General features: G+C 43.8%; 16 protein-coding genes. 10 read left to right on the top strand and 6 right to left on the bottom strand.

Annotated elements, in window-relative coordinates; all coding sequences use genetic code 11:
* Positions 1 to 32: 32 nt before the first annotated feature.
* Together HKI82_RS02915 and HKI82_RS02920 are read left to right on the top strand one after the other, a co-directional pair.
* Complete coding sequence (locus tag HKI82_RS02915) at positions 33 to 953, top strand: LysR family transcriptional regulator (protein WP_102939639.1); 921 nt, start codon at positions 33 to 35, stop codon at positions 951 to 953.
* Between the two features lie 89 nt (positions 954 to 1042).
* Entirely contained in the window at positions 1043 to 2167 is a 1125-nt protein-coding gene (locus HKI82_RS02920; RefSeq protein WP_171137143.1) for a M14 family metallopeptidase, read from the top strand.
* 89 nt (positions 2168 to 2256) lie between these two features.
* Here the strand turns inward: HKI82_RS02920 and HKI82_RS02925 are convergent, their stop codons facing one another.
* Complete coding sequence (locus HKI82_RS02925; protein ID WP_258004185.1) at positions 2257 to 3195, bottom strand: GGDEF domain-containing protein; 939 nt, start codon at positions 3193 to 3195, stop codon at positions 2257 to 2259.
* A gap of 102 nt (positions 3196 to 3297) precedes the next feature.
* On the bottom strand, positions 3298 to 4014 hold the full coding sequence (locus tag HKI82_RS02930) for a glutamine amidotransferase (protein WP_171137144.1): 717 nt from the start codon (positions 4012 to 4014) through the stop codon (positions 3298 to 3300).
* A gap of 200 nt (positions 4015 to 4214) precedes the next feature.
* Here HKI82_RS02930 and HKI82_RS02935 point away from each other — a divergent pair, with 200 nt between their 5' ends.
* Together HKI82_RS02935 and yghU are read left to right on the top strand one after the other, a co-directional pair.
* Complete coding sequence (locus tag HKI82_RS02935) at positions 4215 to 5018, top strand: MetQ/NlpA family ABC transporter substrate-binding protein (RefSeq protein WP_171137145.1); 804 nt, start codon at positions 4215 to 4217, stop codon at positions 5016 to 5018.
* Between the two features lie 205 nt (positions 5019 to 5223).
* Entirely contained in the window at positions 5224 to 6084 is an 861-nt protein-coding gene (yghU, locus tag HKI82_RS02940; RefSeq protein WP_102939636.1) for a glutathione-dependent disulfide-bond oxidoreductase, read from the top strand.
* Positions 6085 to 6165: 81 nt separating this feature from the next.
* Here yghU and HKI82_RS02945 read toward each other — a convergent pair whose 3' ends face one another.
* The gene (locus HKI82_RS02945; protein ID WP_171137146.1) at positions 6166 to 6852 is read right to left on the bottom strand and encodes a DNA-3-methyladenine glycosylase I; all 687 of its coding nucleotides are present in this window, start codon (positions 6850 to 6852) and stop codon (positions 6166 to 6168) included.
* Between the two features lie 196 nt (positions 6853 to 7048).
* Here HKI82_RS02945 and HKI82_RS02950 point away from each other — a divergent pair, with 196 nt between their 5' ends.
* Positions 7049 to 7798 (top strand): GntR family transcriptional regulator, encoded by a 750-nt coding sequence (locus tag HKI82_RS02950; protein ID WP_171137147.1) that lies wholly within the window; start codon positions 7049 to 7051, stop codon positions 7796 to 7798.
* 90 nt (positions 7799 to 7888) lie between these two features.
* Here the strand turns inward: HKI82_RS02950 and HKI82_RS02955 are convergent, their stop codons facing one another.
* The 3 genes from HKI82_RS02955 to uxaC all read right to left on the bottom strand — a co-directional run bounded on the left by HKI82_RS02955 (position 7889) and on the right by uxaC (position 12354).
* Entirely contained in the window at positions 7889 to 9376 is a 1488-nt protein-coding gene (locus tag HKI82_RS02955) for a UxaA family hydrolase (RefSeq protein ID WP_171137148.1), read from the bottom strand.
* A gap of 9 nt (positions 9377 to 9385) precedes the next feature.
* The gene (locus HKI82_RS02960) at positions 9386 to 10846 is read right to left on the bottom strand and encodes a tagaturonate reductase (protein WP_171137149.1); all 1461 of its coding nucleotides are present in this window, start codon (positions 10844 to 10846) and stop codon (positions 9386 to 9388) included.
* Positions 10847 to 10941: 95 nt separating this feature from the next.
* On the bottom strand, positions 10942 to 12354 hold the full coding sequence (gene uxaC / locus HKI82_RS02965) for a glucuronate isomerase (protein WP_171137150.1): 1413 nt from the start codon (positions 12352 to 12354) through the stop codon (positions 10942 to 10944).
* Between the two features lie 441 nt (positions 12355 to 12795).
* Between uxaC and HKI82_RS02970 the strand changes: the two genes are divergently transcribed.
* The 5 genes from HKI82_RS02970 (at position 12796) to uxuA (ending at position 18281) form a co-directional block, all read left to right on the top strand.
* Positions 12796 to 13269, top strand: a complete 474-nt coding sequence (locus HKI82_RS02970) for a TRAP transporter small permease (RefSeq protein ID WP_240956633.1) — start codon at positions 12796 to 12798, stop codon at positions 13267 to 13269.
* The gene (locus HKI82_RS02975) at positions 13266 to 14627 is read left to right on the top strand and encodes a TRAP transporter large permease (RefSeq protein ID WP_102939630.1); all 1362 of its coding nucleotides are present in this window, start codon (positions 13266 to 13268) and stop codon (positions 14625 to 14627) included. Before HKI82_RS02970 ends, HKI82_RS02975 begins: the two co-directional genes overlap by 4 nt.
* Positions 14628 to 14643: 16 nt before the next feature.
* A complete protein-coding gene (locus HKI82_RS02980) occupies positions 14644 to 15606 on the top strand; it encodes a TRAP transporter substrate-binding protein (RefSeq protein WP_102939629.1) in 963 nt (320 codons plus the stop codon).
* A 119-nt stretch (positions 15607 to 15725) separates the two neighbouring features.
* Positions 15726 to 17207 (top strand): mannitol dehydrogenase family protein, encoded by a 1482-nt coding sequence (locus tag HKI82_RS02985; protein ID WP_171137152.1) that lies wholly within the window; start codon positions 15726 to 15728, stop codon positions 17205 to 17207.
* A 3-nt stretch (positions 17208 to 17210) separates the two neighbouring features.
* Positions 17211 to 18281, top strand: a complete 1071-nt coding sequence (uxuA, locus tag HKI82_RS02990) for a mannonate dehydratase (RefSeq protein ID WP_102939627.1) — start codon at positions 17211 to 17213, stop codon at positions 18279 to 18281.
* The last annotated feature ends 573 nt before the right edge of the window (positions 18282 to 18854 follow it).

The following is an 18854-nucleotide window of genomic DNA, read 5'->3' on the forward strand; positions in this document are numbered from 1 at the left end:
CGTGAACAATAACCAGTGGGTAAATAAGGCTGATGGATAAGATAGAAACGATGAAGCGTTTTATTGCTGTTGCTCAAACTGGCAGCTTTACTCAGGCTTCCAATCAACTTGGCGTGCCGAAATCAGCGATTTCCATGTCGGTTAGCCGTTTGGAAGAGCATCTACAGACGAGGTTATTGAGACGAAGTACGAGGCAAGTTTCTTTAACAGAGGCTGGCGAACGCTATTTGTCTCAAAGTCAGAGACTGATTGACGAGCTAGAAGGGTTAGAGAATCAGTTTCAACGTGAAAGTAATGAACTGAGCGGTGTGATAAAAGTGGATATGCCAAGCCGTTTCTTTTCTACTGTCGTTGCTCCCAATCTTCATCAATGGTTCGAACTTCACCCGAAAACTCAGCTGAGATTAGTCGGTGCAGACTATCGAATTGATCTAATCAAAGAGCGCATCGACTGTGTGATTCGTGGTGGAGTATTGGAAGACAGCAATTTGATTGCGCGGCATTTGGGCGACATTGAAATGATTAACTGTGTTAGTCCTAGTTATGTTGAGAGATATGGGTTGCCAACTCAATTGAATCAGCTTGATCAGCATTTTGTCGTGGATTACGCGCCTGAGCAGAGTGCACAACAGAGTGGTTTTGAGTACGTCAAAAATAACAAATCGCATTTTGTGTCAACCAAGAGCCTTATCTCGGTAAGTACAACAGATGCCTATCTGTCTGCGTGTCTTAATGGTTTGGGTATTATCCAATTACCTAAATGGGGAGTTCAGGAGCAAATCGCCAGAGGGGAGTTGATTGAAGTACTGAGTGATTATGTCTGTATGCCGATGCCAATGTCGGTGCTCTACGAATCCCGACACCAGCAACCAAGAAGAATACGAGAGTTTATTGACTGGATAAGCCATTTATTTGCGCGATTTAGAAACAATCAACCAGATACAAAGTTGTAATCTTTAGAACATTCTTTTAACTCATGGTTTATATTGATAAATTAGACAAAACACCGAACAGCCAAGACACAGAGCAATATAGTGACTTTATGAAAATATTTAGTAATTTTGACGCAGGCAACATTGAAGTTATCAACGCTGAAAATCGTGAAGATATTCAATTGTCGATTAAACGTGATAACGAGACTGAAATTGCTCAATGGTTTTTCTTTCGAGTAGAAAGTGAAGCAAACACAGAGCATAAGTTCCGCATAATGAACCTTGCAAAATCGGCTTATCCAGAAGGCTGGGACGGTTACGATGTGGTGGCTTCTTATGATCGTGAAGAGTGGTTCCGTGTGCCTGCTTCTTACGACGGCGACAACCTGAGTTTTTCGATTCTGCCAGAGTACGATTCGATCTATTTCGCCTATTTTGCGCCGTACAGCTATGAACGTCATTTGGACTTGTTGCATCAAGCTCAAATGCACCCGCAAACCAAACTTCAAACGCTAGGTCAAACACTGGATAACCGTGACATCAGCCTGCTAACGATTGGTGAACCAAGTTCTGAGAAGAAAAACATCTGGATTACTGCACGTCAGCATCCGGGTGAAACCATGGCTGAATGGTTTGTGGAAGGTTTGCTGCAACGCCTGCTCGATAACACTGACACAGTCGCGAATGCTCTGCTTGAAAAAGCGGTGTTCTACATTGTGCCAAACATGAACCCAGATGGCAGCGTTCGTGGTCACCTGAGAACTAATGCGATTGGCATTAACCTTAACCGTGAATGGCAATCACCGTCATTAGAGAAAAGCCCTGAGGTTTACTACGTTCGTCAGCGAATGATCGAAACTGGTGTGGATATGTTCCTTGATATTCACGGTGACGAAGCAATCCCTTATAACTTTGTGGCTGGTGCAGAAGGTGTTCCAAGTTACAACGAGAAAATGGCTAACCTTGAAGCTCTGTTTAAGCAAGCGTTAACCTTTATCACACCTGAGTTTCAGGATGAATTTGGTTACGATAAAGATGAACCGGGTAAAGCAAATCTGACCGTTGGTTCGAACTGGGTTGCCGAAGAATTTAAGTGCTTGTCTTACACCTTAGAGATGCCGTTCAAAGATCATAGCTGTCATCCTGATGAGCTTTATGGCTGGTCTCCTGAGCGCAGTGTGGCCTTTGGTCAAGATGTACTGGCCGCTATTCCTGCGGTCATTGACCACTTGTAAGGTACAAACCGTAACCAGTAAAAGGCACGACAGTTCTCTGGCGTGCCTTTGTTGTATTTGGTGGAAATGCAGAAGTTGGATTAAGTCAATTAATTGATTTTGGTGGAGACTCGGTTTTTACCTCGGCGCTTCGCGTCATAAAGTGCAAGGTCAGCGCGATGGTAAATGTCTTCCATCCCCGTATCACTTTCAGCGAAATAACTTAGACCGATACTGATGGAGACTCGTGTATCGGAAAGCTCTTCGTGTAACAGTGTGTTGGATACCGCATCTACCAGTCGCTCTGCAAACGCGACTGGAGAAATCTCGTCAGTATGCTTGAGAATAATGCCAAACTCATCGCCACCGAGCCGGCCAATGGCGTCAGTTTTACGCACTTTGAGTTTACATATCTCTGCGACTTTACGGATCGCTTCATCGCCTAGGCTGTGCCCGTAGGAGTCATTAATCCGTTTGAAATTATCGATATCGACGACTAGGAAGCAGTAGTTTTCATGGTAACGCTTGAACGCATAAAACGCGTCGTTAAGCGTTTCAAACAGCTTTCTTCGATTGAGTGTTTTGGATAAATCATCCACTTCAGATTGATAAAGCAGTTGCTGCTGAATATGGTATCGAGCGGTAATATTGCGAGCTACCCACACCACCGCTCTTTCACCATAGCGTAATGATTTTAGAGGGCTGACACGTCCTTCAAAACGCAGTTCCCCAATCGGGCCCGTTGCTTCATCGACCGTATCTACATCATCTGCTGATAATGAATATTCGAAAACCTTTACGCAATCGCAATCAAGCGTTTCTTTAATTCGATCTTTAAACCAAGATGCCTTTTCTGCTGGAAGAACATTGTCGAGGGTTAGTCCTTTTAAAGATGAGCCGTCATGGTAAAGATCGGAGTTTTCACCACCAAATATCGCCGCATAGCGACCAGATTCAGTGAGAACAAAAACCAAATCAGGCAGAGCCGAAATTACCGCAGCGTATTCTTCGCATTCATAACACTGTCTATCCGTATGTTCTACTTTCACGTAGTTCCAACCCTTTCCAATAGGCCTAATCATAGGCTGAACCACTCACATTCATAACAAAAGTGGCACAACTGTTGATATTTTAGCTCATGTTTTTAAAGTCTAAGGGTGATCTATACGTGATTTACACATACTGGCGAATCTAACCAGAATTTGTTTCGCCTGCTCTGTTTCAGCGACCTGTTCTAGCTTGCTTGTGTAGCTATCGACAATCGCTTCTTTCAAACCTTCGACAGAATCTCGCATGATGTCGCTGGTAAATTCTGGATGGAATTGCACGCCCCAAGTGCAACTGCCAGCTCGGAAGGCATGGTGTTCATCCAAATCACTTCTGGCTAGACAAACAGCGTTCGGTGGAAGCTGCTGCACCGATTGGAAATGTACTGTTTGAGCTGCAAAGTTTGCTGGGAGTGACTCAAACAAAGGGTCATTACTTGCGCTCGGTAAACGCTCCAACTCTACCGTTCCAATTTCCAGACCTTTCGGGTTATAACCCACAGCACCACCAAGAGCTTGGGCGATTAATTGGTGACCAAAGCAAATGCCAAGAAGAGGAATTCTCTTTTCAGTGAGGGCAATGATGTCGTCTGACAGTTTCAGCATCCAATCGGTCTTTTCCGTCACCATAGAAAGTGAACCCATGATGATGACACCTGCCAAAGAATCATAAGCAGGTAAAGCGTTGCGAGTACCATCTAGGAAAGTCACAGGGATATTGACCTCACTGATGGCTCTTTGTGCCCAGTGTTCAAAATCACCGTATTTCTTGAGTTGTTGCTCAGGAGCCTGACCAACATTAATTATCAGTAACGTTTTCATAAATTCCTTTTTCTGACTTCCTGCTACTTTGGCTAATTTAGTGAAAACGAAATGTGAGTTCAATCGCTATTTGTTGCGCTTAAGAAAAGGACAGCGGGAACTAACTTATAGCAAATTTTTAGTTGCATATTACTTCGTCATCGATAATATAGCTGTTTAGACGGCTATACGTCTCTATGTTTAGGTAAGGAATAAATAAAATGAACGGATATAAAAAACTCTCTCAGTTGGGCTTAGTAGCATCGTTGGTTTTCGGCTTAGCAGCTTGTGGTCAGAAAGAGAGTGATGAAATCTCTGTTGGCGCAACAGTTGGCCCTCACGCGCAGGTAGTGGAAGCGGTTGCAAAAGAGGCAGCTAAGCAAGGTTTAAAAGTAAAAGTGGTCGAGTTTTCTGACTACATTACGCCAAACGCGGCATTGGAAGATGGCAGCATTGATTTGAACAGCTATCAGCATCTTCCTTTCCTAAACAACTACAACAATAGTCAAGGTTCTCACCTTGTTTCTATTGGCGAATCTATCCTGATGCGTATGGGTATTTATTCGAATAAATACAAATCGTTAGAAGAGTTGCCAGAGAACGCGCGTATTGCCATTCCAAATGATCCAACCAACGGTGGTCGTGGCTTACTGCTGTTTGCTGACGCTGGTTTGATTACCTTGAAAGCGGATGCTGGCTTTAAAGCGACGTTAAACGATATCGTTGAAAACCCGAAAAACTTCGAGTTCTTGGAAGTGGATGCGGCGCAACTTCCACGTACTTTGGATGACGTTGATGCTGCGGCTATTACGATGAACTACGTAATGTCTGCGGGTCTTGATCCTAAGAAACAAGGTATCTACCTAGAATCGAGGCAAGCACCTCTAGCGGTGATGGTGATTGCAAGCCGTGAGAAAGACAAAGATAACGAAGCGTACAAAAAGTTCGTAGAAATCTACCAGTCACAAGCGATTCGTGACTTCATGCAACAAACCTTCAATGGCACGATTGAACCTGCGTTCTAATTGCCCGGATTCCCGTAGCAACGTCTGTTGCTGCGGGAAGTCAAACCTCCACTTCGGTTATTCCTCTCTGCCTATATAATTTCTTCTCCCTTGCAATAATTTATTGTTATAACTAAAAATTCGTAAAAGACTTTATCTGCAATAATTTGCCCCTATATCTTAAGAAGTCGTAAATCGAATACGTAAACCAAGAGAAGGATCAACCATGGCAAGTGAATATATCCCACCAAGAGTCTGGACAATGGACAGCGAAAATGGTGGTCAATGGGCGAGTATCAACCGACCGGATTCAGGTGCTCGTTTTGAAAGAGAACTTCCAGTGGGCTCTCACCCAATTCAACTTTACTCAATGGGCACACCTAATGGTCAGAAGGTGACCATCATGCTTGAGGAGCTACTTGCTCTGGGTGTGAAAGAAGCTGAGTACGATGCATTTTTGATTCGAATTGGCGAAAGTGACCAGTTCAGTTCCGGCTTTGTTGCGGTAAACCCGAACTCAAAAATTCCTGCAATGGTTGATCGTTCAGGTGATGAACCTGTCAACGTGTTCGAATCCGGGAATATTTTGTTCTATCTTGCTGAGAAGTTCGGCCATTTCCTACCTAAAGAAGGAGCGGCACGAGCTGAAGTAATGAACTGGTTGTTCTGGCTTCAAGGCTCAGCACCTTATCTTGGTGGTGGCTTTGGTCACTTCTACGCGTATGCGCCAGAGAAATTTGAATACCCGATTAACCGCTTTGCAATGGAAGCGAAACGTCAGCTTGATGTGCTCGATAAGCAACTGGCAAAACATACCTTTATTGCTGGTGAAGAAATCAGTATTGCTGATATCGCGATCTGGCCTTGGTACGGCAACCTAGCACTAGGCAAAGCATACAATGCTGGCGAGTTTTTAGATGTTGAGTCTTATAAGCACGTTCAGCGTTGGGCGAAAATGATGTTAGAACGCCCTGCGGTTCAACGTGGTCGAATTGTAAACCGCACTTTTGGTGAAGAGTGGGAACAAGTCGCAGAGCGCCACAGCGCAGCAGACATTGACGCGGTATTGAGTAAGCAGCCTAAGTAACCATTTCAGTGTTGATAAACAAAAGGGAGAGTCTGTAGAGGCTCTCCCTTTTTTGCATGATTACTGTGTGTATAAATCACGTTAGATTCGGTTTTCACCAGTGCTATAAGCGATGATCTGACTTATCTCGCTTAGGCTACGTCCGGATTCTTCACGCCATTGGCAGAATGCCTGATTGGCTGCGGTCATGGCTCGTTTGGTTGTCTTCGCGCTATCAATAACGCCAGTGTTACGAAGGTATGCTTCAACATCTGTAGAGAAGATAAAAGTATCCGCCCCCATCGTACGCAGTGTGTATGGCCCCGTGTTGCCACCTAGGCGGTCACCGTGTTTTTTCATGTGTTCCCAAAGACCGGTAATGTTATCTAGCGGCCAGTTTGCCACCATTTCACTGAAAGAACCGTGCTCGGCTCGGGCTTCATAAATCATGCGGGCATTGCGCGGAATCGACATCACTTTGACTAAATGGCGAATGATGCGCGGATCTTGCGCTCTTTCTTCCCACACTTCGTCAGACAGCATCAACAGAGGTTCAATTTTGAAGCCAAAGAAAAGCTCTTCGAAGTTTGGCCATTTCTTTCTCACCACATCCCAAGAGATACCCGATTGAAACACTTTCATGCTGAACGCAGATAACCAACGGTCTTCAGGTATCGCAGCAAGTTCAGTTTTACTTAATGGCGTGCTAAGCAGTTTTTCTAATTGGTCTTCGCCACCTTTACGATCGACGGCTCGTTGATAAATAGATGAAAATTTTTCGACTGTCATGTTTGAAGGCTCTTGTTTAGTTTTAGAAATAAATACTAGCAAAGGGATAAACGATCGGCACGCGAAAGAAGGATAGGGCGTGTTGCGAGTCATTTTAAAAATTTTGAAATCAGACCATAGTTTTAGCTATCGATTGGAATACTATCTATGGTAAGCTGGCGCTAAATTGGTATAACAAGTGGTTTAAGAGATTAATATGGAACCGAATATTAAGCTTTATCAAAAAATCGCCAATCACTTTAAAACGGAAATCTTTAATGGCGTTTACAAGGTTGGGGATATGCTTCCTGCTGAACGAGTGATCGCTGAACAGATGGAAGTGAGTCGAACCGTGATTCGTGAAGCAATGATAATGCTTGAAGTGGAAGGCTACGTTGAGGTGCGTAAAGGCTCGGGTATTCGAGTGATTAACACGCAGGTTGATAATGTAGTACCGGACATCGCGCAGGCGGTGGGCGATTTAGGTTTCATGCTCACTTGTGGTCCGTTTGAACTGCTACAGGCTCGTCAGTTATTTGAAAGCAATATCGCTGAATTTGCCGCGACTCAAGCGACCAAACAAGATCTGGTTGCTCTGATGAAGATTCAAGAACAAGCGAAGCAAGACGATTACTCGCGTGATTCCTACTGGGATATTGAATTTCATATTCAGATGGCTCGCTGTACACAAAACTCAGTCGTGGTACATATTGCGGAGATGTTGTCGAAACATCGTGAAAACAACCCATATTGGAAGAAGCTTCACGAGCACATTGAAGACAATAAGATTCGCAGCTGGTGCAGCGATCATGATGAAATTGTAAAAGCGTTAATCAAGCGAGATGCGGTAGCTGCACGTCAGGCTGCTTGGCAGCACATTGAAAATACTAAGATCATGCTGTTTGATGCTTCAAATGATGATTACGACCGTTTCTTGTTCTCAGAAAGTCCGATTACGACGTCATAGAAGTCGCGTTATTTCACAGTAAACGCAATAAAAGAACTGAAAAACAAAGGCTACCCGAAGGTAGCCTTTTGTGTCTTTCGACACATCTTATTAAAGCGTTACACCGCTTTTGAATACGGCGATTTCTCGGAACTCATTGATTTCATTGCGAGTTGGCTCACCATTTACGAAGCTGGTGACCTTGTCGACAAACTCTTCAAGCAAGGTATCCATTGAGGTGCCTTCTACTAGCGTACCGGCATTAAAGTCAATCCAGTGTGGCTTGCGGCGGGCTAAGTCACTGTTGGTTGCCAGTTTCAAAGTCGGTACCGGGCCGCCATAAGGTGTGCCACGACCAGTACTGAACAGCACCATATGACAACCAGCCATCGCAAGAGCCGAGGTCGCGATAGCATCGTTACCCGGCGCACTTAGTAGGTTTAGACCTGGTTTGGTCAAGCGTTCACCGTATTTCAAGACATCCATTACCTGACTTGAGCCAGCCTTTTGCGTACAACCCAAAGATTTCTCTTCTAAAGTTGAAATGCCGCCTGCCTTGTTACCCGGAGATGGATTTTCATAAATAGGCTGTTTGTGATCGATAAAATACTGTTTGAAGTTATTGATCATGGATACGGTATCGTCGAACACGCTTCTATCTGCGCAGCGGCTCATCAGGATATGCTCTGCACCAAACATCTCTGGCACTTCAGTCAGTACTGTGGTGCCGCCATGTGTGACAAGGTAATCCGAGAAACGGCCAAGCAGAGGGTTAGCAGTGATGCCAGAGAAGCCATCAGATCCGCCACACTCTAAACCAAAACGAACTTCGCTCAGGTTGCCTGCAACTCGCTGGTCTTTAGACATCACTTCATACAGCTTTTTCATCAGCTCAACGCCGTATTCCACTTCATCATCTTGCTTTTGACAGATCATGAACTGAACACGTTGTTCGTCGTATTCACCGAGTGTGTCTTTAAACGCGTTCACTTGGTTGTTTTCACACCCTAATCCCACCACTAAAACACCGCCAGAGTTAGGGTGCTTTACTAAGTTCTGCAGCAGAATTTTAGTGTTGTTGTGGTCATCACCAAGCTGTGAACAGCCATATTGGTGAGTGAACACTTGCACGCCATCGATAGCTGACATGTCGACTTCAGACTCAAACTGCTTTTTCATCATGTTAGCCATAGCGTTTACACAGCCAACGGTTGGGATGATCCAAAGCTCGTTACGAATACCGACATCACCATTCGCACGACGGTAGATGTTTACTGGCTTGTTCTCCAATGTGCTATGTACGTTTTGGAATTCAGGCTGGTATTGGTATTCGTTTAAATCATTCAAGTTGGTACGAATGTTATCCTGATAAACACGGTAGCCTAGCTCTATGGTTTGCAAAGCATGTCCGATAGGGCAACCATATTTAATTATCTGGTCATTTTGAGCAAAAGTTTGCAGCGCCACTTTGTGTGCCTGAGGAATGTCCTCTTGCAACGTTATTTCCTGCTCGTCCACAACTAATGTTGTGCCAGCACTTAAGTCTTTTAATGCAACTGCAACATTGTCGGCTGGATGTATTTTGATAAGAGAGTTCATGCTATTTCCTTAGCAGCGATTTAACGCTCGTCGCATGCCCACTAGGCAAATTTGTTCGACGTACGCGGTTACGCATTCTGTCAGTCCCGGCACCTGATTGAGGTTTTGTCCCCAGTGCACAGAATTACCCAACACGGCTTCAACTAACGCGTCATAGCTTTGCTCCCCTGATGACACCTTAGGCCACTCGACAGCGAAGAAATCTAGCCATGGTTGGTCGTCATTAAGAGGGTAGTTTCCGTCCTCACGTTCGCCGCGATAGAAGGTAATTAACGCTGCGAGTGCAAAGCTCATGTGACGAGGTAAATGTTCGGTCTTTTGTTGATACGCGAGTAACTGCGGCAAAATTCGGGTTTTGAATTTTGTCATACCATTAAGCGAAATAGATAACAGCAGGTGCTTGATGTAAGGGTTCTTAAAGCGATACTCCACATCCTGAGCAAAAGTTTGCAGTTCATCTTTTGGCAGTGAAAGAGTAGGGATGATCTCAGAGAACATCAGTTCTTTGAGATAAGTTGCCATCTGTTCGTCAGCCATGCTTTCACCAACCGTATCAATACCAGATTGGAATGCCACTGGTACAAGAGCGGTATGCGCTCCGTTAAGAATCGCGACTTTACGTTCTTTATATGGCTTTATGTCATCAACAATTTTAATGTTAAGCGATTGCTCCGCGCTGAGTTGATCCAGACACAGTGCTTGGTTTAACCATTGTGGACCTTGAATAACAAACAGATAGAAGTTCTCGGCACTGACCATAAAGGTATCTTTGTAGCCTAGCTCCGCTTCCAGCGTGCTCACTTCATCTTTTGGATAGCCAGTAACGATACGGTCTACCAAGGTTGAGCAGAATGTATTTGCGGCTTCTACCCAATGTTTAAATTCAACAGGAAGAGCCCAAGCCTCAATGTAGCGCCCGATAATTTCTTTCAAGCATTCGCCGTTGTAATCAATGAGTTCACAAGGAACAATGATCCAACCTTTGTCTTCATCGGCTTCAAAGTGGTTGTAGCGTTCCCACAGCATACGCGTCAGCTTGGCTGGATAGCTGCTTGGTGGCAAATCATCAAGCTGATCGCTTTCCACAAATGCAATTCCCGCTTCCGTTGTGTTTGAGAACACAAATTGAATGTCTGGGTTACGAGCAAGTTCAAGAATGGTTTGGAAATCTTGGTAAGCAGACAGCTCTTCGTTCACAGAGTAGATAACTCGTGATTGAGAGAGCGCTTGGCCTGTTTCATCCAGACCACGAATCAAAGTGGTATACACACCTTGTTGAGTGTTGAGACTTGGCGGGAAATCGGTATCGATTGGACGAATAATGCTAACACCAGCATTGAGATCTGTGTGTTCGTTGAGTTGGTCAATTTGCCAGTCTAAAAAAGCGCGTAAAAAATTACCTTCGCCAAATTGAATGATCTTGGTTGGGTAAGAAGGGCCGGGAAAGGTATCTCGGTTTAGCTGTTTCATAAAAGTTACCTATCGATAGGCTGCGGCTGAAGGTCGGTGAAGAACATATTTGTCAATTGCTCTTCACCAATAAGCAACAGCCGCAGAGTGTCAGATTATTTAGCAGTAATACCGAAATAGTTTTTCGCGTTGTAATAACAGATATCGCGAACCATACGGCTAAGTAGTTCGAAGTCCGCAGGTGCTTCACCATCTTCAACCCATTTGCCAATCATTTGGCAAAGGATACGGCGGAAGTACTCGTGTCGGGTGTATGACAAGAAGCTACGGCTATCGGTTAACATTCCGACAAAGCGGCTTAATAGACCAAGCTGTGCAAGCTGAGTCATTTGACGCTCCATGCCGTCTTTTTGGTCGTTGAACCACCAACCAGAACCAAATTGGATCTTGCCAGCGATACTGCCGTCCTGGAAGTTGCCACACATGGTTGCCAGAACTTCGTTGTCACGTGGGTTTAGACCGTAAAGAATGGTTTTCGGTAATGCATTGTCGCGGTCAAGCGCATCAAGCAGACGTGATAAAGGCAAGGCAACTAAACCATCATGGATAGAGTCAAAACCTGTGTCTGGACCAAGAAGCTTGAACATACGCTGATTGTTATTACGCAGAGCGCCAATATGGTATTGCTGAACCCAGCCGCGTTTCGCGTACTCTTTACCTAGGTATACCAATACTGCCGTTTTGAACTGTGCAGTTTCAAATTCGGAGACTGTTCCGCCGCTTAGACGTTTGCTGAGAATCGCATCCAACTCTTGCTCGGTTGAATCTTCATAGCAGACCGTATCTAGAGCGTGGTCTGATATACAACAGCCGTGATCTGCAAAGTGCTGTAGACGTTTATCTAAAGCGGAGCACAAATCTGCAAAGCGAGAGATTTCAACATCCGCAGCTTTTGATAACGCCTCTATATAAGCAGGGAAGGTATCCTGATGAATGTTGAATGCTTTGTCAGGACGCCAGCTTGGAAGCATTTGTACTGGGAAGTCTTTGTCTTCTGCTACTTTTTTATGTGCCGCGAGGTCATCGATTGGGTCATCGGTTGTACCCACCATTTCCACATTCATCTTTTGCATGATCGAACGAGCAGAGAACTCAGGTGTTGCTAGCATCTTATTGGTTTCGTTCCACACACGTTCTGCGGTGTTTTCATTTAAAACAATGTCAGAGATACCAAACGGACGGCGTAGCTCTAAATGCGCCCAATGATAAATTGGGTTACCAATGGTATAGGGAACCGTGCGTGCGAATGCCAAGAATTTCTCTTTATCTGATGCATCACCCGTACAGAAACGCTCATCTACACCATTAATACGCATTGCACGCCATTTATAGTGGTCTCCACGAAGCCAGATATCGGTTAAGTTTTGAAATTTGTAATCTTCAGAAACCTGATGCGGTAGCAGGTGGCAGTGGTAGTCGATGATAGGTAAATCGGCTGCGACTTCATGATAAAGGCGTTTAGCGAAATCGCTGTGGAGTAAAAAATCCTCCGAAAGAAAAGATGTCATACAAGTAATCCTTATGTGTTCTACCATTTGTGTGTGATATTAAACTCAAAAAAGCCAAAGAAACACGATTTAAGTAGAGTTTTGATTGAAATTTAAACTGAATTTGAGTGATTTTTGTCAAAAGTTTAAAGGTGATCATACTTTAAGTAAAAAAATGAAAGCCCGTTTTGTTTTATGATCTAGACCAATTTTTTATTGTTATACCAAATGTAGGATTACTTCGTCATCGGAATTACCGATGATTAAGTTTACGAATAACGAATTGTGATGATTGCAAGCGACACACGTTGTTCAGGGAAACGTCGCCAACTGAACGGGAATGTAATGGATTATTTGTTCAGTCCGGAGGCACAAAAAACTAATTAGAGATTAATTACTATGATAATTAAGTCTATCAACTCTTTTATTAACAGCTTACTGCGTGTTGTTTTGAGCATGTTTATGACCGTAATGATTGTTGCGGTTGTTTGGCAAGTATTTACTCGCTTTGTCTTACAAGATCCTTCTGCCTTTACAGATGAACTTTCACGTTACTTGTTAATTTGGATTGGTGTGTTAGGTGGAGCTTACACCTTCGCAATCAAACGTCATTTAGCGTTGGAACTTTTAGCGCCAAGATTGAGCCACAACGGGCAATTGGTGTTAGGGATCATTATCAACCTAATCATTATTGCTTTCGCTGCTGTCGCCTTTATTTATGGCGGTACTGCTCTGGTAACAAACACACTTAAACATGGTCAGATCTCGCCAGGGATCGTGATTGGTGGTCACCACTTATTGATTGGTTATGTTTATGTTGTTGTACCACTTGCTGGCTACATTATTTCTTACTTCGGTACTGTCGATGTTATTGCTTCAGTTATTTCGCTTGTGAATAAAGAAGAGCGAGTGACAGCAGAAGGATATTCAAAATGACTCTGATTGATTTACTGTTTTCTCAGGACTTTTTGGCGAACGCTCCTGATGCATTTTACGATTTCTTTCCTGCGGTAGTGTTGTTCGGCGTATTGGGTGTTTTGCTGATTATTGGTGTACCTATTGCCTTTGCTATCGGTATTGCTGCACTACTTACTGTTTTTATTGATTTCCCTGTGGAACAAGTAACCATTCTGGTTTCTCAGAAATTGGCGAACGGTTTGGACAACTTCGGTCTGCTCGCTCTGCCATTCTTCATCGTGGCCGGTAACTTGATGAACCGTGGTGGTCTTGCTTCACGTTTGATTAACTTTGCAATGATCTTTGGTGGCCGTTTACCGGGTTCACTGTCGCATGTAAACGTGATGGCGAACATGTTGTTCGGTTCTTTGTCAGGCTCTGCTGCTGCCTCTGCGGCTGCGGTAGGCGGTATCATGAAACCGCTGCAAGAGAAGCACAAATACCCAATGGATTTCTCAACTGCGGTTAACGTGGCGTCTTGTCCATCTGGTCTTCTCATTCCGCCATCGAACATTCTGATTTTGTTCGCATTGGTGAGTAGCACTTCTGTGCAGTACCTTTTCATTGCGGGTTATATCCCAGGCATCTTAATGGGCTTGAGCGTAATGATTGGTATTTTCTTACTTGGAAAACGTTACAACATTCCTCGTGAGAAAATTATTTCAACAGAGAAGAAACGCAAAGTTATCTGGGATGCTATTCCAAGTTTGACCCTGGTTATCATCATCATGGGTGGTATCTTGGGCGGCATCTTCACCGCAACTGAAGCCTCTGCTATAGCCGTTGTCTACGCTCTTATCCTTGGTTTTGCTTATCGCGAACTGAAAATGAGCGACATGTTCCCAGTGCTTGTGGACAGTGTGATCACTACTTCTATCGTATTACTGATGGTGGCGACATCTTCTGCAATGTCATGGGCGATGGCGAATGCGGATATTCCAACTTATATCGCTGAGTTTGTGCTTGAAACTTCGACTAACCCAATCATGGTTATTCTTTTGATGAACGTGATTTTGTTGGTAGTTGGTACCTTCATGGACATGACGCCAGCAGTACTGATTTTTACACCTATTTTCTTACCAATTGCTATCACGCTTGGTATCGACCCGATTCACTTTGGGATCATCTTAGTATTCAACTTATGTATCGGTATCTGTACACCACCTGTGGGCACTGCCTTGTTTGTTGGTTGTAGTGTTACAGGCACCAAGTTGGGCGCTGTTGTTCCTAAGTTGGCACCGCTATTCGTCCTCATGGTTATCACGTTGACGATAGTGACCTTGTTCCCTTCACTTTCATTATGGCTACCGGAACTAGCTGGTTATAAACCTCAATAATTGATAGGACTATAAAATGAAAACAACAAATAAACTTTTACTTGCTTGTACTCTTTCTGCACTGATGGCCGGCAACGTTTATGCAGCGACTGTTAAGCTAGCTCATGCGTTACCAACAGAGCACCCAGTTCACGCATCTTTGGATTGGTTTGCTGCCAAAGTGTCTAAAGAAACGAAAATGCGCGTAAAAGTGTATCCAAACGGTACTCTAGGTAATGAAACTGAACTACTGCAAATGGTACAAGGTGGCACTATCGGCTTCACTAAGGTGAGTGCTGCACCACTGACTGCATTCGCGTCAGATTACAAACTACTTTCTCTGCCTTACCTATACCGTGATCGCGCACAATACGATGCTGTACTTCAAGGTCCTATTGGTGAGCAAATCCTGATGTCTTCTAAAGACTCTGGCTTTATCGGTCTTGCATTCCTAGATGCAGGTGCACGTAGCTTCTACACCGACAAACCAATTCGTACTCCAGAAGATTTGAAAGGTCTGAAAATCCGTGTACAAAACTCAGCGCTTTCTATTGATACTATCAAAGCGTTAGGCGGTACTCCGGTTCCACTACCATACGGTGAGCTTTACTCTGCATTGCAACAAGGTGTTGTTGATGGTGCGGAGAACAACATTCCGTCTTACTACTCTTCTCGTCACTACGAAGTGAAGAAAACATTCTCTTACGACAAGCACACTATGGTTCCTGACGTACTAGTAGTGTCAACAGGCGTATGGGATAGCCTATCTGCAGAAGACCAAGCGAAAATTCGTGAAATCGCGAAAGAGACGGTTAAGCAGCAAGACACTAACTGGGCAAACTACGTAGAAAAAGCGAAAGCGGAACTGGTTAATCAAAACGTAACGTTTGTTGAAAGTGATATTCCTAAGTTCCAAGAAGCGGTTAAGCCTGTGTATGAAAAATTCCGTAAGGAAAACCCAGACCTAGTACCTCTTCTAGACAAGATTCAATCTATGTAATTAGAGATGTCTCTATAGCGCGGGGAAATCTCCCTGCGCTATGAGTCACTTTCTCACGCAAAATTTCCTACGCAACGAGTTCGTTTTGCGTCTACTAACATCATTTGGTTCTAATAATTATGAGATTAAGTCAAGCTCACTTATCTGCGGCTAATGCCCTAGTTCAGCCCAACGAAAATAACAAGAATGCAAAAGTTGGGATTGTACATTTGGGCTTTGGCGCTTTTCACCGCGCTCATCAGGCACTCATTACAGATACTGTGATAAAAGAAATTGGCGGTAACTGGAAAATTGTCGGTGTGACTTGGAGCGATGCTGGTTTACAGAAAGAGTTGATCGCACAAGACAGCCTCTATTCGGTCGGTGTCGGATACAACGATCAATTAGATATCAACATTGTTGGCTCTATTGAAACTGTGTTGATGTCAGCTCAGACAGAGCAAGTATTAAGTTATATGTGTGACCCAGAGGTGAAAATCGTCTCGCTGACCGTCACAGAAAAGGGCTATTGCCACAACCCTGCAACAGGTGATTTAGACCTTTCACATCCGCTGATTCAGCATGATTTAGAAAATATTGATACACCAAAATCTGCGATCGGATTCTTGGTCTCAGCTATGCGTTGTCGTTACCTAAAAGGCATTCAACCGTTTACACCGTTGACTTGTGACAACTTGCCTGAAAACGGCCATGTATTAGAAAAAGTGGTGTTGCAGTTTGCTAAGCATCTGGATGCTGAGCTGTACCAATGGATTAAAGAGCAAATTACTTTCCCTTGTACCATGGTCGATCGCATTGTTCCTCGTACCACGGAAAACGATATTGCTCGTGTTGAGAAAGTTTTAGGCTTAGAAGACAAAGCCAGCGTGATTACCGAACCTTTTTTACAGTGGGTAATTGAAGACAAATTTGTCAATGAACGCCCTGCGTGGGAAAAGACGTCGATTGCCAATGTTGAGGTAACGGACAACGTTGTGCCGTTTGAAGAAATGAAACTGCGTCTGCTTAACGGTACTCATTCAACGATGGCTTATCTTGGTTATTTGTCTGGTTATGAAACCATTGCGGAAACCATCCAAGACCCGAATTTTAAAACCTTTGTTCGCTATCTGATGGACGAAGAAATTACGCCATCGCTAAGCATTGAAGGCATTGACCTCGATAAGTACAAAGATCAATTGATCGAGCGTTACGAGAACAAAGGTCTGCAACACAGAACATGGCAGATTGCAATGGACGGAACGCAGAAGATCCCACAACGTTTCTTACAAACCATTTGCTATTCATTAAACAACGGCATTTCAATCAAAGGCTTATGCCTAGCGTTGGCGGGCTGGATTCGTTATGTGAGCGGTGTTAATGAACAAGGGCAGGAGATTGATGTTCAAGATCCGCTCAAACAGCAGCTTGCTCAAGTTTGGCAGCAAGCTGGTTCAGATTTAGAAAAAGCCTTAGATGGCTTCTTATCTCTTCGCAGTGTCTTTGAACAAGATCTAGCGACTAATCAAACATTTAGAGTAGAGCTGCAAGCCGCGTTAGAAACACTGTTTGCAAACGGTGCCAAAGCATCGGTAGCCAGCTTCGTAGCACAGAGGAAATAATAGATGAAAATGACATTCCGTTGGTACGGAGAAGGTAACGACAAAGTTACTCTCGGCAACATTAAACAGATCCCTGGTGTAGAAGGTATCGTCTGGTCACTGCATGATATGGCTGCGGGTGAGCTGTGGAGCGAAGAGCGTATCGCGAAAGAAAAAGCGATCATCGAAGCTGCGGGTTTTCATATTGATGTCGTTGAGAGTGTCAACGTTCACGAAGATATCAAACTTGGTTTGCCAACTCGTGACAAATACATCGAGAACTATAAAGAAACACTGCGTCGTCTAGCGAAAGTGGGCGTAAAAGTGGTGTGTTACAACTTTATGCCAGTGTTTGACTGGACTCGTACAGAGCTCTACAAAGAGATGGAAGACGGTTCGAATGCACTTTTCTTCGAGAAGAGCAAAATCGAAAATATCGATCCAATCGAGTTGATTGAAAAACTGTCGACCAACGTTGACGTGACTATGCCGGGTTGGGAGCCAGAGCGCTTAGCTCGTTTGAAGGAAACCTTTAAGCTGTACGAGAACTTTACTGCTGAAGATTTGTGGCGCAACCTGCAGTACTTCCTTGAACAAGTGATTCCAGTGTGTGAGGAAGTGGGCATTAAGATGGGTATTCACCCTGATGATCCTGCATTCCCAATTTTTGGTTTACCACGTTTGATCATCAATAAAGAGAATATTGGCCGTTTCCTTAACCTAGTTGACAGCCCATACAACGGCTTGAGCTTGTGTACTGGTTCTTTAGGTTCAGCAAATAACGATATTCCAGATATTATCGATGCGTACCATGACCGTATTCATTTCATGCACATCCGTAACGTAAAACGTTATGACAACGGTGATTTCATTGAAGCGTCACATCGTGCTTGTGACGGTTCGGTTGATACCGTAAAAGTGGTTCAGACTCTGCATAAACACGGCTACGACGGTTACGTGCGTCCTGACCATGGTCGTCATATCTGGGGTGAAGAAAAGTGGGCGCGTCCAGGCTACGGGCTTTACGACCGTGCACTAGGCATTATGTATATTCTTGGTGTTTGGGACAGCGTGGAAAAGAACGCTAAATCTTAAGAAAGGGAACAGACAGTAATTCGATGATTGTCTGTTTTGCAAGTGTGTCATTTCACTCGATGTGAAATACTAGCGGTGAAATGACACCTTGTTTGGGTTATCTGAACTCAAGCAAACCATCAAAACTCTCCAATAGAACCTTAATCTTAACTGCATCTGTGATGTGCTTTTTTGTTTCCAGCTTCGAGTTAGAAAGCTTAGGGAAACATTGCATGCAATCGTAGAGCAGTACTTATCAACGATTCGTTTTCTCGATATTTCTCAGTGTCTCTGTGATTGACTCAGAATTAGAAGTTAACCCAAGTTTGGCTTAGTAATAGTACAGTCAGTGATGAAACTGAGAATAGCGCTAAAATGCTGCCAAGTTCACGAACGTTGCTTAGTAACGATTTCTTTTTATCAAACATGATGTCACCTTTTTTATTAACAGTTTAACGAGATATTGGTCACACTTTACTCCGTTAAATGACATAGATCAATAAAACATGTAGTTATTTTTAATCATTTTCTCAGTATTTAAGATTTTAATATCAGATGGTGTAATTAAATTACATTGAGCGGCGTGTTGTGTGC

Source organism: Vibrio plantisponsor (assembly GCF_013041605.1).
Classification (GTDB): Bacteria; Pseudomonadota; Gammaproteobacteria; order Enterobacterales; family Vibrionaceae; genus Vibrio; species Vibrio plantisponsor.